Annotated in this window: 14 protein-coding genes; 7 read left to right on the forward strand and 7 right to left on the reverse strand. The window is 69.1% G+C overall.

Annotated features, from left to right (window positions below):
• Nucleotides 1-199 precede the first annotated feature (199 nt).
• The 6 genes from ASC82_RS27745 (at nt 200) to pknB (ending at nt 8,354) form a co-directional block, all read left to right on the forward strand.
• Nucleotides 200-1,081 (forward strand): DUF3662 and FHA domain-containing protein, encoded by an 882-nt coding sequence (locus tag ASC82_RS27745; protein ID WP_056653609.1) that lies wholly within the window; start codon nt 200-202, stop codon nt 1,079-1,081.
• A 10-nt stretch (nt 1,082-1,091) separates the two neighbouring features.
• On the forward strand, nt 1,092-1,616 hold the full coding sequence (locus ASC82_RS27750; RefSeq protein WP_024760368.1) for an FHA domain-containing protein: 525 nt from the start codon (nt 1,092-1,094) through the stop codon (nt 1,614-1,616).
• Nucleotides 1,617-1,703: 87 nt separating this feature from the next.
• A complete protein-coding gene (locus tag ASC82_RS27755) occupies nt 1,704-3,197 on the forward strand; it encodes a Stp1/IreP family PP2C-type Ser/Thr phosphatase (protein ID WP_056653614.1) in 1,494 nt (497 codons plus the stop codon).
• 26 nt (nt 3,198-3,223) lie between these two features.
• Entirely contained in the window at nt 3,224-4,663 is a 1,440-nt protein-coding gene (locus ASC82_RS27760; protein ID WP_056653618.1) for an FtsW/RodA/SpoVE family cell cycle protein, read from the forward strand.
• A complete protein-coding gene (locus tag ASC82_RS27765; protein WP_056653620.1) occupies nt 4,660-6,126 on the forward strand; it encodes a penicillin-binding transpeptidase domain-containing protein in 1,467 nt (488 codons plus the stop codon). Before ASC82_RS27760 ends, ASC82_RS27765 begins: the two co-directional genes overlap by 4 nt.
• Nucleotides 6,127-6,293: 167 nt before the next feature.
• The gene (pknB, locus tag ASC82_RS27770; RefSeq protein ID WP_056653623.1) at nt 6,294-8,354 is read left to right on the forward strand and encodes a Stk1 family PASTA domain-containing Ser/Thr kinase; all 2,061 of its coding nucleotides are present in this window, start codon (nt 6,294-6,296) and stop codon (nt 8,352-8,354) included.
• A gap of 73 nt (nt 8,355-8,427) precedes the next feature.
• Here the strand turns inward: pknB and ASC82_RS27775 are convergent, their stop codons facing one another.
• The 6 genes from ASC82_RS27775 to ASC82_RS27795 all read right to left on the reverse strand — a co-directional run bounded on the left by ASC82_RS27775 (nt 8,428) and on the right by ASC82_RS27795 (nt 12,751).
• Nucleotides 8,428-9,102 carry a class E sortase gene (locus ASC82_RS27775; protein WP_056653626.1) on the reverse strand — a complete coding sequence of 225 codons (675 nt, stop codon included), beginning with the start codon at nt 9,100-9,102 and terminating at the stop codon, nt 8,428-8,430.
• A 37-nt stretch (nt 9,103-9,139) separates the two neighbouring features.
• Nucleotides 9,140-10,378, reverse strand: a complete 1,239-nt coding sequence (locus ASC82_RS27780) for a class E sortase (protein WP_056653628.1) — start codon at nt 10,376-10,378, stop codon at nt 9,140-9,142.
• Nucleotides 10,375-11,013: an aminodeoxychorismate/anthranilate synthase component II gene (locus ASC82_RS27785; protein WP_056653630.1), complete on the reverse strand. Its 639-nt coding sequence runs from the start codon at nt 11,011-11,013 to the stop codon at nt 10,375-10,377. The genes ASC82_RS27780 and ASC82_RS27785 overlap by 4 nt, the downstream gene beginning before the upstream one ends.
• Nucleotides 11,010-11,171 carry a hypothetical protein gene (locus ASC82_RS30770; protein WP_024760376.1) on the reverse strand — a complete coding sequence of 54 codons (162 nt, stop codon included), beginning with the start codon at nt 11,169-11,171 and terminating at the stop codon, nt 11,010-11,012. The genes ASC82_RS27785 and ASC82_RS30770 overlap by 4 nt, the downstream gene beginning before the upstream one ends.
• Nucleotides 11,172-11,235: 64 nt before the next feature.
• Nucleotides 11,236-11,937 carry a class E sortase gene (locus ASC82_RS27790; protein WP_056654350.1) on the reverse strand — a complete coding sequence of 234 codons (702 nt, stop codon included), beginning with the start codon at nt 11,935-11,937 and terminating at the stop codon, nt 11,236-11,238.
• Nucleotides 11,938-11,983: 46 nt separating this feature from the next.
• The gene (locus ASC82_RS27795) at nt 11,984-12,751 is read right to left on the reverse strand and encodes a DUF881 domain-containing protein (protein WP_024760378.1); all 768 of its coding nucleotides are present in this window, start codon (nt 12,749-12,751) and stop codon (nt 11,984-11,986) included.
• A 140-nt stretch (nt 12,752-12,891) separates the two neighbouring features.
• Between ASC82_RS27795 and crgA the strand changes: the two genes are divergently transcribed.
• On the forward strand, nt 12,892-13,146 hold the full coding sequence (crgA, locus tag ASC82_RS27800; protein ID WP_024760379.1) for a cell division protein CrgA: 255 nt from the start codon (nt 12,892-12,894) through the stop codon (nt 13,144-13,146).
• A gap of 306 nt (nt 13,147-13,452) precedes the next feature.
• On the opposite strand, the gene ASC82_RS27805 is transcribed toward crgA, so the two are convergent.
• A complete protein-coding gene (locus ASC82_RS27805; RefSeq protein WP_056653632.1) occupies nt 13,453-14,340 on the reverse strand; it encodes a rhomboid family intramembrane serine protease in 888 nt (295 codons plus the stop codon).
• Nucleotides 14,341-14,367 lie beyond the last annotated feature (27 nt).

The raw sequence follows: 14,367 nt of genomic DNA on the forward strand, positions 1-14,367 counted from the left end.
GGGACCGGACCCCGGTCCCATCGCGGGTCCCACAGTCGGGTGCGGGACACTGTCCACAGGCCGCCTCTACGATCCGGGGGAAAGGTCTGTGAGAGGTGACACTCGTCCACAGGGCAGAGAAGGGGAACCAGCCGATTTCCCGACGCGTGGATACGATCAGTAAGCAGTACCAGGACGACAACGACGGAGGAGGTGCCCCATGGGAGTCCTGAAGCGATTCGAGCAGCGCCTCGAAGGTCTGGTCAACGGCACCTTCGCCAAGGTCTTCAAGTCCGAGGTCCAGCCCGTCGAGATCGCCGGCGCACTCCAGCGCGAGTGCGACAACAACGCGACGATCTGGAACCGCGAGCGGACCGTCGTCCCCAACGACTTCATCGTGGAGCTGAGCGCGCCGGACTACGAGCGCCTCAGCCCCTACTCGGGCCAGCTCGGCGACGAGCTCGCCGGCCTGGTCAGGGAATACGCGAAGCAGCAGCGGTACACCTTCATGGGCCCGATCAAGGTCCATCTGGAGAAGGCCGACGACCTCGACACCGGTCTGTACCGGGTGCGCAGCCGCACACTCGCGTCGAGTACGTCACAGCCGCAGCCGCCCGCTGCCGGACCCCAGCAGCACCAGCAGCAGCCTGGCCAGGCACAGGGCCGCGGCGGTTACGGGTACCCCCCGGCCGGCGCTCCGCCCATGCCCGCCTCGCCGCCTCCCGGCGCCCCCGGCCACCGTCCCGCGGCACCCGCGGGACGCCCGGCCGGCGGCCCCGTGGCCATGCCCGGCACGGGCACCGGGGCCGGAGCTAGCTCTCAGGTCCGCCGCTGGATCGAGATCAACGGCAACCGCCATCAGATCTCACGCCCGACCCTGGTCCTCGGCCGCAGCACCGACGCGGACGTGAGGATCGACGATCCCGGCGTCTCCCGCCGGCACTGCGAGATCCGGACCGGAACGCCCTCGACGATCCAGGATCTGGGATCCACCAACGGCATCGTGGTGGACGGGCAGCACACCACCCGCGCTACGCTCCGCGACGGCTCGCGGATCGTCGTGGGCAGCACCACCATCGTTTACCGGCAAGCCGAAGGGTGAAGCGGGGGCAATGTCAGAGCTGACCCTGACGGTCATGCGGTTGGGTTTCCTGGCCGTTCTGTGGCTGTTCGTCATCGTGGCCGTCCAGGTCATCCGCAGCGATCTGTTCGGAACGCGGGTGACTCAGCGCGGTTCACGGCGCCAGGACGCCCGGCCGCAGCAGAACACGCGCCAGCAGGCCACCGCGCCTCCGCAGCAGCGCGGCCAGCAGCCCGCCGCGGGCGGCCGGCAGCGCCGTGGCGCCCCGACCAAGCTGGTCGTCTCCGAGGGCACCCTCACCGGCACCACCGTCGCGCTCCAAGGCCAGACGATCACGCTGGGCCGGGCGCACGATTCGACGATCGTGCTGGACGACGACTACGCGTCCAGCCGGCACGCCAGGATCTACCCGGACCGGGACGGCCAGTGGATCGTCGAGGATCTCGGGTCCACGAACGGCACCTATCTCGACCGGACCCGCCTCACCACCGCCACACCGATTCCGCTGGGCGCGCCGATTCGCATCGGCAAGACCGTCATCGAGCTGCGGAAGTAGTACGACAATGAGCGGAGCGACCGGAGGGTGGGCAGTGTGGGTCGAGACCGGCTGTACCCCGATGCAGCGTCGACAGGGCAGGTGCGCATGACTCTGTCCCTGCGTTTCGCCGCGGGCTCCCACAAGGGCATGATCCGCGAGGGCAACGAGGACTCCGGCTATGCCGGTCCCCGGCTGCTCGCCATCGCCGACGGCATGGGCGGCCAGGCCGCCGGTGAGGTCGCCTCCTCCGAGGTGATCTCCACGCTCGTCACGCTCGACGACGACGTCCCCGGTTCCGACATCCTCACCTCGCTCGGTACGGCGGTGCAGCGCGCCAACGACCAGCTGCGGATGATGGTCGAGGAGGACCCGCAGCTGGAGGGCATGGGCACGACGCTCACGGCCCTGCTGTGGACCGGTCAGCGCCTCGGCCTCGTGCACGTCGGCGACTCCCGCGCGTACCTGCTCCGTGACGGTGTCCTCACCCAGATCACGCAGGACCACACGTGGGTCCAGCGCCTCGTCGACGAGGGCCGGATCACCGAGGAAGAGGCCACCACCCACCCGCAGCGCTCGCTCCTCATGCGCGCGCTCGGCAGCGGCGACCACGTCGAACCCGACCTCTCCATCCGTGAGGTCCGGGCCGGCGACCGCTATCTGATCTGCTCCGACGGCCTGTCCGGTGTGGTGTCCCACCAGACCCTCGAGGACACGCTCGCCAGCTACCAGGGCCCGCAGGAGACCGTGCAGGAGCTGATCCAGCTCGCGCTGCGCGGCGGCGGCCCCGACAACATCACGGTGATCGTCGCCGACGTCCTCGACGTCGACGGCGGCGACACCCTCGCCGGTCACCTCAGCGACACCCCGGTCATCGTGGGCGCGGTCGCCGAGAACCAGGCGGCCCAGCTGAACGACGGCGGGGCGATGCAGACCCCCGCCGGCCGCGCCTCCGGCCTCGGCCGCCCGGCCCCGCAGCAGCAGCCGCCGGCCGGTGGCTTCGGTCCGCCCGGCAGCGGCGACGACCACGGCTACGGCGGCATGCCGCCGCAGGGCTCCTTCGAGTCGTACACGGACGACGACTTCGTCAAGCCGCGCACCGGCCGCAAGTGGCTGAAGCGGTCCTTCTTCCTCGTCCTGGTCCTCGGCATCGTCGGCGGCGGGCTCTACGGCGGCTGGCGGTGGACGCAGACGCAGTACTTCGTCGGCTCCAAGGACCAGCACGTGGCGCTCTACCAGGGCATCAGCCAGGACCTGGCCTGGGTCTCGCTGTCGAAGGTCGAGAAGGACCACCCCGAGATCGAACTCAAGTACCTCCCCGCCTACCAGCGGAAGCAGGTCGAGGACACGATCACGGGCGGCAGCCTCGGCAAGGCGGAGACGAAGATCTCCGAGCTGGCCGCGCAGGCCTCGGCCTGCAAGAAGACCGAGCAGCGCCGCGCCGCCGCCGAGAAGGCCGCGGACCAGGCGAGCAAGCCGCCGGCCGAGACGCCGGACGGCCCCGCCACCCCTGACTCCAAGCCCACCACAGCCGCTCCGTCGCCGGGTCCCACCCTCACCGCGGAGGAGCAGAAGCTGGCCTCGAACTGCGGCAAGCAGTAAGCACCCGTAGGGGGCCTTTCACCACCATGAGCGTTGTCACCAACACGACCACGATCGGCGCGATCGAGGCGCCGAGCCGCCGCAACACCGAGCTGGCGCTGCTCGCGTTCGCCGTCGCCATCCCGGTGTTCGCGTACCTCAACGTGGGCCTGGCCATGGACGGCAAGGTCCCGGCCGGCATGCTGGGGTACGGACTCGGCCTGGGGCTGCTCGCCGCCGTCGCCCACCTCGTGGTGCGCAAGTGGGCCCCGTACGCGGACCCTCTGCTGCTGCCCCTCGCGACCCTGCTCAACGGCATGGGTCTGGTGCTGATCTGGCGTCTTGACCAGTCGCCGCGGCTGATCGCCACATCGATGCGGCTGTACAAGAGCTTCAGCCCGGACGCCCCGAGCCAGATGATGTACTCGGCGGTCGGCATCGCCATGTTCGTGGGCGTACTGCTGCTCCTGAAGGACCACCGCGTCCTGCAGCGCTACACGTACATCTCCATGGTGGTCTCGCTCGTCCTGCTGCTGCTCCCGCTCGTCCCGGGCCTCGGCGCGGATGTCTTCGGCGCGAAGATCTGGATCCGTATCGGCGGTTTCTCGATCCAGCCCGGTGAGTTCGCCAAGCTGGTCCTGGCGGTGTTCTTCTCCGGCTACCTGATGGTGAAGCGGGACGCGCTGGCCCTGGCCAGCCGCCGCTTCATGGGGCTCTACCTGCCGCGCGGCCGCGACCTCGGCCCGATCCTCACGATCTGGGCGGTCAGCCTCCTCATCCTGGTCTTCGAGAACGACCTCGGTACGTCGCTGCTGTTCTTCGGCATCTTCGTGATCATGCTGTACGTGGCGACGGAGCGGACCAGCTGGATCGTCATGGGTCTGCTGATGGCAGTCGCCGGTGCGGCAGTCGTCGGCTCCACGGCCAGCCATGTGAAGTCCCGTGTGGCGGCCTGGCTCGACCCCTTCGGCTGCCTGGAGACGGCCACCGACCAGAACATGCTGAACGCCTGCGACCAGATGACGCAGGTGCTCATGTCCTTCGGTTCCGGCGGCATCCTCGGCACCGGTCTCGGCCAGGGCAACTCCGACCTGATCCAGTTCGCCGCCAACTCCGACTTCATCTTCGCCACCGTCGGAGAAGAGCTCGGACTCGCCGGTGTGATGGTCTTCCTGCTCCTCTACGGGCTGATCGTCGAGCGCGGTGTCCGCACTGCCCTCGCCGCCCGCGACCCCTTCGGCAAGCTCCTCGCGATGGGCCTCTCCGGCGCCTTCGCGCTGCAGATCTTCGTCGTCGCCGGCGGCGTGATGGGGCTCATTCCGCTCACCGGTATGACCATGCCGTTCCTCGCGTACGGCGGTTCCTCCGTGATCGCCAACTGGGCACTGATCGGCATCCTGATCCGGATCAGCGACACGGCGCGCCGTCCGGCGCCCGCGCCCGCCCCGTCCCCCGACGCCGAGATGACCCAGGTGGTCCGTCCGTGAACAAGCCGCTGCGCCGGGTCGCGATCTTCTGCGGCCTGCTCATTCTCGCCCTGCTCCTGAGGGACAACTGGGTGCAGTTCGTCCGCGCCGACGAGCTGAACTCGCACCCCAAGAACACCCGTGTCCGGATCGAGCGGTACGCGAACGAGCGCGGAAACATCATCGTCGACGGCAAGCCGGTCACCGGCTCCGTCGACTCGAAGGACGAGTACTTCAAGTACAAGCGCACCTACACCGACGGCCCCATGTGGGCCCCGGTCACCGGCTACGCCTCGCAGGCCTACGACGCCAACCAGATCGAGAAGATCGAGGACGGCATCCTCACCGGCAACGACGACCGGCTCTTCTTCGACCGCACGCTCGCCATGTTCACCGGCGACAAGAAGAAGGGCGGCGACGTCGTCACCACCCTCGTCGGCGCCGCGCAGAAGGCCGCCTTCGAGGGCCTCGGGAACAACACCGGCGCCGTCGTCGCGATCGAGCCGTCGACCGGCAAGATCCTCGCGATGGCGTCCACGCCCTCGTACGACCCCTCCTCCTTCGCCGGTTACTCCGGCAAGGACGAGAAGGCCTGGGTCGCGCTGGAGAAGGACAAGAGCAAGCCGAAGCTGAACCGCGCGATCCGCGAGATCTACCCGCCCGGTTCCGTCTTCAAGGTCGTCACCGCCGCCGCGGCGCTCGAGAGCGGCAAGGTCACCGACATCAACGCGGCGACCGAGACCCCCGAGGGCTGGAAGATCCCGCTCTCCACCAAGGAGATGGTCAACCACGCCAGTGGCTGCGCGAACGCGAGCCTCACCAGGGCGCTGGAGATCTCCTGCAACTCGGTCTTCGCGAAGCTCGGCGACGACGTCGGCCGCGACAAGATGGTGGAGATGGCCGAGAAGTTCGGCTTCAACGCCGAGCAGTTCACCCCGGTCCGCTCCGCCGCCTCCGTCTACGACAAGAAGATGGACCGCGGCGGCAACGCGCTCTCCTCGATCGGCCAGTTCAACACGGCGACGACCCCGCTGCAGATGGCGATGGTCACGGCGGCGATCGCCAACGACGGCAAGCTGATGAAGCCGTACATGATCGACCAGCTGCGCGCTCCGAACCTCGACGTCGTCAAGCAGAACGACCCGGAGGAGATGAGCCGGCCGGTCTCCCCGGAGAACGCCCAGAAGCTCCAGCAGATGATGGAGAACGTCGTCACCAAGGGCACCGGCGGCAACGCCGACCTGCACATGGACGGCGTCAAGGTCGGCGGCAAGACGGGTACCGCCCAGCACGGCGACAAGAACGCGAAGCGTCCGTACGCCTGGTTCATCTCGTACGCCAAGACCGACCAGGGTTCCCCCGTGGCCGTGGCCGTGATCGTCGAGGACTCCGCGGGCACCGACCGCGAGGACATCAGCGGTGGCGGCCTGGCCGCCCCGATCGCGAAGGCCGTCATGAAGGCGGTCATCAAGAACCGGGGCTGATCCCCCCGGACCCATACGAGCCGGGTACCAGCCAGGTACCGGTCAGGTATCAGCTACCGGCCCCGAGCGGAACGTCTTCCCGGGGCCGGTAGCGTATGCGCGAACAGCACACACCGCCGGACCACCCATGGGTGCGGTCGGGACAGACGGAGAGGGCTGGATTAGCTATGGAAGAGCCGCGTCGCCTCGGCGGCCGGTACGAGCTGGGCTCGGTGCTCGGCCGTGGTGGCATGGCCGAGGTGTACATCGCCCAGGACACCCGGCTCGGCCGCACCGTCGCCGTGAAGACGCTGCGAGCCGACCTGGCCCGCGATCCGTCCTTCCAGGCCCGGTTCCGCCGTGAGGCACAGTCCGCCGCCTCGCTGAACCACCCGGCGATCGTCGCGGTCTACGACACCGGCGAGGACTACGTCGACGGGGTCTCCATCCCGTACATCGTGATGGAGTACGTCGACGGGTCGACCCTGCGCGAGCTGCTGCACTCGGGGCGCAAGCTGCTGCCCGAGCGCACCCTCGAGATGACGGTCGGCATCCTCCAGGCGCTCGAGTACTCGCACCGCGCCGGCATCGTGCACCGCGACATCAAGCCCGCGAACGTCATGCTGACGCGCACCGGCCAGGTCAAGGTCATGGACTTCGGCATCGCGCGCGCCATGGGCGACGCGGGCATGACCATGACGCAGACCGCCGCGGTGATCGGCACCGCCCAGTACCTCTCCCCGGAGCAGGCCAAGGGCGAGCAGGTCGACGCCCGGTCCGACCTGTACTCCACGGGCTGCCTGCTGTACGAGCTGCTGACCGTCCGGCCGCCCTTCGTGGGCGACTCGCCGGTCGCGGTCGCGTACCAGCACGTCCGTGAGGAGCCGCAGCCTCCGAGCAACTTCGACCCCGAGATCACGCCGTCGATGGACGCCATCGTCCTCAAGGCCCTGGTCAAGGACCCCGACTACCGCTACCAGTCGGCGGACGAGATGCGCGCGGACATCGAGGCCTGCCTCGACGGTCAGCCGGTCGCGGCCGCCGCGGCGATGGGCATGGGGATGGGCATGGCGGGCGCGCCCGCGTACGGCGGGGGCTACGGCGGTTACCCGGAGGACCAGCCGACCACCGCCCTGCGCCAGGCCGACCCGGCCGGTCAGACGTCGATGATGCCCCCGATCAACGGGGACGACGGCGGCTACGGCTATGACGACCGTCCGGACCGGCGCCGCGGTGGTGGCCAGAAGAAGTCGAACACCTCGACGATCCTGCTGGTTCTCGCGGGCATCCTGGTGCTCGTCGGCGCGATCTTCATCGGTGTCTCGCTGATGGACAAGAAGGAGGGGCCCCAGCAGGTCGAGGTGCCCCAGCTCGTCGGTCAGACGCTGAAGGCGGCGGAGGGCCTCGCGACGAACGCGCAGGTGAAGGCCGTCCAGGCCGGCACGGAGCGCTGCGACGAGCCCAAGGGGTCCGTCTGCCGCCAGACCCCGGCCGCGGACGCCGGCGCGACGATGGACACCGGCAGCACGATCCAGCTGTACATCTCGGAGGGCGCCCCCCTCCAGGAGGTCCCGGACGTCAACGAGCAGTCCCAGGAGCGGGCCGAGCAGACCCTGAAGGACAAGGGCTTCAAGGTCAAGGTCGAGCAGGAGGAGTCCGAGGAGGACCCGGGCACGGTCCTGCGCACGGACCCGGTCGCCGGCACCAAGGCGGAGAAGAACTCCGAGGTGACGATCACCGTCGCGAAGCAGCTGCTGACGACGGTTCCCCCGGTCGTCGGCAACCCGCTCGCTCAGGCCGAGCAGCAGCTGAAGGACCTGGGCTTCACCGTGGTCACGCAGTACGTGGACTCGGAGCAGCCCAAGGACCAGGTCGTGAAGCAGTCCCCGGACGGCAACGCCTCGGCCGCGAAGAACTCCCAGGTGACCCTCCAGGTCTCCAAGGGCCCGCAGCAGGTCCAGGTCCAGGTCCCCGCGGACATCGGCGGCAAGCAGTACAAGGACGTCAAGGCGCAGCTTGAGGCCTTGGGTCTGGTCGTCGTCCAGTCGGGCTCCGACAAGGAGGACGCCACGGTGATCACCTCGACCCCGGGACCGGGTTCGATGGTCAACACGGGCGACACGGTCACCGTCATCACCGTGGGCGGCGGTGGCGACCCGAACGCCGGCCAGCCCGGCGGCAACAACGGCGGCAACCCCGGCGGAGACAACAGCGGCGGCGACAACGGCGGCGGCGGCTTCTTCGACTGACGGCCGCACCCGCACGCAGCACGACCGAGCCCCGGCATCCCATGGATGCCGGGGCTCGGTCGTGGGAGGGGTGTCAGCGCAGCTCCGCCGGCGGGGTGCGGTCGCGGTCGACCTTCTCCGTGCGGGCCAGTTCGCCCCAGACGATGTACCGGTAGTCCGAGGTGTACATCGGGGTGCAGGTCGTCAGCGTGATGTAGCGGCCCGGCTTGGTCTTGCCGGATTCCTCGGGGACGGGCTGGAGGACGTCCACGTTGTACTTCGTGGTCTCCGGCAGCGTCTTGTAGACCTTGTAGACGTACCAGGTGTCCTTGGACTCGAAGACGATCGCGTCGCCGGTCTTCAGCTTGTGGATGTTGTGGAACTTCGCGCCGTGGCCGTCGCGGTGCGCGGCGAGCGTGAAGTTGCCCTTCTTGTCCTGCGGGAGGGCGGACTTGATCGGGTCGGTGTAGTAGCCGGCGACGCCGTTGTTCAGGATGGTGCTGGTGGTGCCCTGCTTGACCAGTATCTCGTCGTCGCCCATGGCGGGGACGTGGAGGAAGCCGATGCCGTCCTTGGTGTCGAGGGCGCCGGGGCCGTCGGCCCAGCGGTCGCGGACCTGGGCGCCGTCCTGGTCGGCCGCGCGGTCGGCGAGGACGTTGGTCCACCACAGCGAGTAGACGACGAAGAGGCCGAGCACCAGGCCCGCTGTGATGAGGAGTTCGCCGAAGACGCTGATGATCCCGGCGATCCGGTTACGCACGCGTGCCACTAGGTCGTCCCGTCATCCCGTCCGGAGGTGTCGGGGCTCAGCCTACGAGGGCCTCCGGCTTTCCCTTGCTGCGCGGGCGCTCCTCGACGAGCTTGCCCCAGACGATCATGCGGTACGTGCTCGTGAACTCGGGCGTGCACGTGGTCAGCGTGATGTACCGGCCGGGCTTGGTGAAGCCGGATCCCTTCGGGATCGGTTCGATCACCGAGACGTTCGACGGCGCGGTCTGGGGCAGGATGCTCGCCATCTCGTAGGTGTAGTACGCGTCCTGGGTCTCGACGACGATCGGGTCGCCGGGCTTGAGCTGGTTGACGTACCGGAACGGTTCGCCGTGCGTGTTGCGGTGTCCGGCGACCGCGAAGTTGCCCTGCTTGTCGGACGGCATGGCCGTCTTGAGCTTTCCCTCGGCGTAGTGGCCGACCATGCCCTTGTCGAGGACCTTGGTCTTGTTGATGCCCTCGGCGATGGGCACGACGACGTCGAGCTTGGGGATGTACATGATGGCGAAGCCCTGGCCGGGTTCGAAGGCCTCCGGCTTGTTGTCGTCGCCCTTGGCCCAGGTGTCCTCTATCTGCTCCTTGGCCCGGTCGGTCTCCTGGCCGGCGAGGACGTTCGTCCACCACAGCTGGTAGGTGACGAAGAGCAGCATGACGACGCCGAAGGTGATGAAGAGTTCCCCGATGATCCGGCTGGCGACGACACCGACGCTGTCCTTGGCCGCGCGGGCGGCTCGGCGCGCCTCGACGCGGGAGAGGGCACGGGGTTCGGTTCCGGGGCCCCCGGTGGCAGGGGAGGTGCCGCGGCCCTTGCCTCTGCCGCTGCCGCCCTTGGCCGCGCGGCGGCGCTCGGCCCGTCCGGGCCCCGGAGGCGTCTCCACGGCCCGCAGGGCCACGGTCTCGTCCCGGGGGGCCGGCGGGGCCTGTGTGGCCTGTGAGGGCTCCTCCGGGGCGTACGGCGCGTACGCGGGCCCGGCCGCTGGCTCGCGCGGGGCCTCGTAGCCCGGCGGAGCCTCATAGGCAGCGGGCGGAGGCTCGTAGGCAGCAGGCGGAGCCTCGTACGCGGGCTGCGGTTCGTACGGGGGCTGGTGCTCGTACGCGGGCTGCTGCTCGTACGCCGGCCGGGAGTCGTACGGGGCGTCGTAACCGGGTTCGTACGGAGCCTCGTACGCGGGCGTCGGCTCGTACGGCTGCTGCTGCCCTTGCGCGTACGGGTCCACGGGTATCGGCTCCGGCGCCGGGCCTCCCCCGTCCCGGAACCACGGCGAACCCGTCGTCACGCGACGGCCTTGCCCACCACCGGCGCGAGCCCCGCGGACCGTGCGACCGCCCCCTTGTCGCCGCAACGCTCCAGCCAGTTGGCGAGCATCAGGTGGCCGTGCTCGGTGAGGACCGACTCGGGGTGGAACTGCACGCCTTCGACAGCCAGTTCACGGTGGCGCAGCCCCATGATGATGCCGTCCTCGGTCCGCGCGGTGACCTCGAGCTCCGCCGGCAGGGCGGCGGGCTCGGCGGCCAGCGAGTGGTAGCGGGTCGCGGTGAAGGGCGAGGGAAGACCGGCGAAGACGCCCTGTCCCTCGTGGGTGACGAGGGAGGTCTTGCCGTGCAGCAGCTCGGGCGCGCGGTCGACGACGCCGCCGTACGCCACGGCCATCGACTGCATGCCGAGGCAGACACCGAAGACGGGCACGCCGGTGTCGGCGCAGTGCCGGACCATGTCGATGCAGACGCCGGCCTGCTCGGGCGCGCCGGGTCCGGGCGAGAGCAGGACGCCGTCGAAGCCGTCCTGGGCGTGACTCAGCTCGACCTCGTCGTTGCGGAGCACTTCGCACTCGGCACCGAGCTGGTAGAGGTACTGAACGAGGTTGAAGACGAAGCTGTCGTAGTTGTCGACGACGAGAATTCGCGCGCTCACTGGCCGTCCACCGTCACATCGTTGAACGGAAGCAGGGGCTCCGCCCAGGGGAACACGTACTGGAAGAGGGCGTAGACGACCGCGAGCACCAGCACGATCGAGATCAGTGCCCGCACCCACGCGTTGCCCGGCAGATGCCTCCAGATCCAGCCGTACATGACGTCGACCGCCCCTTCCGTTCGTTACGGGGACCAGAGTACGGGGCGAGGGGGCCGTGGGGGGTCAGCTGTCCAAAGCCTGTGGACGACCGTCGGTCACCGGCTGTGTGCCGTCGAGGTGCGCCCAGACGATCAGTCGGTGGCTGCTGCCCCACTCGGGCTCGCAGGTGGTGAGGGTGAGGTAGCGGCCGGGCCCGTCGAAGCCCGACTTCTTCGGTACGGGGGCGACGACTCCGACGTCGGTGGGCACGGTCCGGTAGGGGCCGCGGTCGATCCGGTACGTGAACCAGGTCGTCCCGTCGGTGAGGACGACCGCGTCGCCGGCGCGCAGCCGGGGGAAGTCCTTGAACGGGTCGCCGTACGTGCGGCGGTGGCCGGCGACGGAGAAGTTGCCGGTCGCGCCGAGCCGGGCGGTGGCCGCGTAGTGCCCGAGGCCCTTCTTCAGGACGCCGGGGCCGGTGCCTTCGAGAACGGGCCACTTCCAGTCCTTGCCGAGCCGGGGGACGTACATGACGGCGATTCCCTTGCCGGGGGTGTAGGCCGGTGCCTTGGGGGCGGGTGAGGACGCGGGCGGCCCCGAAGAGGGCCTCGGCGGTGGCGGTGCGACCGGGGCCGCCGCCCACTCCCGCTGGAGGGTGTCGATCTGGCCGGCGCTCGCGCTCTCGGCCTGGACCCCGGTCCAGTACAGGACGTACACGACGAAGAGGACGATCAGGGTGCCGACGGTCAGGCACAGCTCGCTGAAGGTCCGCACGACGAGCCGCACGCCGCCCACGCGCCCCTCCCCGCAGTCCCTCCGGTCAGCTGACCGGTCAGCTCACCGGCTTCGCGTAGTGGAGGTCCACTGTGCCCGAGTAGCCCGGCAGAGTCACCGCCTTGTGGTCGTCGACTTTCCAGCCGAGCCCGTACGCCTTGACGTACAGCTGGTAGTTCTGGAGGGCCGGGGAGTCGGCGAGCGCCTTGCTCAGCTTCCCTCGGTCGCCGACGGCGGTGATCTTGTACGGGGGCGAGTAGACGCGGCCCTGGAGGATCAGGGTGTTGCCGACGCAGCGCACGGCGCTGGTGGAGATGAGCCGCTGGTCCATGACGCGGATGCCCTCGGCGCCGCCCTGCCACAGGGCGTTGACGACGGCCTGGAGGTCCTGCTGGTGGATGACGAGGTCGTTGGCCTGCGGTTCGGGGTATCCGGGGGCGGCCTGGGCGTTCGGCGGGGCGTCGTCGAGGGTGACGGTGAGGCCGGAGCCGGCGACCTCTTTGGTGCCCGCTGTGGCTTCGAGGGCGTCGAGCTTCGCGTCCTCCGCACGGGTGGAACCGTCGTCGCGTGCGGCGAGGCCGTCGACCTGGGAGCGGAGGGCAGCGGTGGACTCGTCGAGCCCGGCGTTCTTGTGGCTGCGTTCCTCGATCAGGTCGGAGAGCCTGAGCAGCGAGGCGTCCGTGCGGATATTGGTGCCCTTGGCGGTGTTGAAACTCGTGACGAAGATCAGTCCGGCGAGGGCGAAGACGGCAAGGGTGAGCACCCGGACGGGGCGCCACCTCGTGGTGCGGCCCGGCCCTGCGGGAGTGTCGGCGGAATTGCTCAACGTACCCTGATCCCCTTCGGTGCCGCGGAACCACTACGCTAACGGACGCCCGGGGGACGCAGTCTTCCTCCTACGTCACATCCCGGCGCCAGCCACAGTTCCCTGCGCGGTCACGCAGCGCATCGACAGGAGAGTCCCTCGTGCCGAAGTCACGTATCCGCAAGAAGGCCGACTTCACGCCTACGCCCACCAAGCAGGCCACCAACATCAAGCTGACGAACCGCAGCTGGGTGGCGCCTGTGATGCTGGCGCTTTTCGCCATCGGGCTGGTGTGGATCGTGGTCTTCTACGTCACCGACGGTTCGATGCCGATCGAGGCGATCCGCAACTGGAACATCGTGGTGGGCTTCGGCTTCATCGCCGCGGGTTTCGGCGTCTCCACACAGTGGAAGTAGCCGGCGATTTATCGGCTGGACCGGCGGCTCGTCAAGCTCTCCCCTGAACTTATCCACAGCGTTGTACACAGCACTGGATAACTTACGAAGATCTGTGGATAACTTGCACGAGATTGACGCCGGTATGACCGCTCCCTGACCGCGATCACTCGCGGAAGGACGGGAAACACCCCTCGCCTCCCTGGAGAAACACCAGGTCAGAGGCGAGGGGTGCAGTCTTTCCCTCAGACGCGGAAACGATCCGCCCCACACTGTGGATAACTCTGGGGAAAGCTCGCGAAAGTGCTCATCCACAGCCCCCTGAGCTCAGGTGAGCGCGGCGGATCGGGCGAGCACCAGCCCCAGGTCGATCAGGAGCAGCAGTCCACAGGCCCCGTACTGCACGAGGTCCCTGCGCGCCCTCGGCGCGTGCACGAGTGCGTACGTCACCAGGGCGCCGCCGACGAGACCGCCGACGTGGGCCTCCCAGGAGATCCCCGGACGGGTGAACGTCATGAGCAGCGACAGCGCCACGAAGAGCACCACCGGCCGCATGTCGTGCCGCTTGCGGCGGGCCAGCACGACCCAGGCGCCGATCAGGCCGTAGACGACGCCGGAGGCGCCCAGCGAGGGCTGGTTCTGCGCGGCGACGAGATAGGCGAGCACGGAGCCGGACAGCCCGGAGAGCAGGCAGAGGGCCGCGAACCGGATCCGGCCGAGCTCGGGCTCGACGATCCCGCCGATCACCCACAGGCCCAGCACGTTGAAGAGGATGTGCCAGACCTCCTGGTGGAGGACGGTCGAGGTCAGCAGCCGGTACCACTCGCCGTCCGCGACCCCGACGACCTCGCCAAGCGACGGCATGTAGGCGTAGCCGATGAGCACGAGCTCGTCGACGAACCGCTGCCCGAACAGCAGCACCATGAGGTAGACCGCGAGGTTGATCCCGATCAGGATCTTGGTGACGAGCCGGTCGTCGGCCGCCACCCTGCCGCCCGCGAGCGTCCGGGGCTGGTTGGCGTCGGCGGCGTGGCCGGTCCCCGAACCGTTGCGCACGCAGTCCGGGCACTGGAAGCCGACGGAGGCGGAGATCATGCACTGCGGACAGATGGGCTTGTCGCAGCGGGCACAGCGGATGCCGGTCTCGGCCTCCGGGTGGCGGTAGCAGCGGGGCAGGCCGGACTGCGGATCCACGGGGTTTTTCGCCCCTTCCATGCCTTCTATCCCTTCCATCGCTTCCGC

The organism is Streptomyces sp. Root431 (assembly GCF_001426585.1).
GTDB classification, from domain to species: domain Bacteria; phylum Actinomycetota; class Actinomycetes; order Streptomycetales; family Streptomycetaceae; genus Streptomyces; species Streptomyces stackebrandtii.

Coding starts and splice junctions, on each gene's coding strand:
- ASC82_RS30770 (WP_024760376.1), bottom strand. CDS start 11,171: ATGTACGGCTGGATCTGGAGGCATCTGCCGGGCAACGCGTGGGTGCGG.
- ASC82_RS27760 (WP_056653618.1), top strand. CDS start 3,224: ATGAGCGTTGTCACCAACACGACCACGATCGGCGCGATCGAGGCGCCG.
- ASC82_RS27745 (WP_056653609.1), top strand. CDS start 200: ATGGGAGTCCTGAAGCGATTCGAGCAGCGCCTCGAAGGTCTGGTCAAC.
- pknB (WP_056653623.1), top strand. CDS start 6,294: ATGGAAGAGCCGCGTCGCCTCGGCGGCCGGTACGAGCTGGGCTCGGTG.
- ASC82_RS27750 (WP_024760368.1), top strand. CDS start 1,092: ATGTCAGAGCTGACCCTGACGGTCATGCGGTTGGGTTTCCTGGCCGTT.
- ASC82_RS27755 (WP_056653614.1), top strand. CDS start 1,704: ATGACTCTGTCCCTGCGTTTCGCCGCGGGCTCCCACAAGGGCATGATC.
- ASC82_RS27805 (WP_056653632.1), bottom strand. CDS start 14,340: ATGGAAGGGGCGAAAAACCCCGTGGATCCGCAGTCCGGCCTGCCCCGC.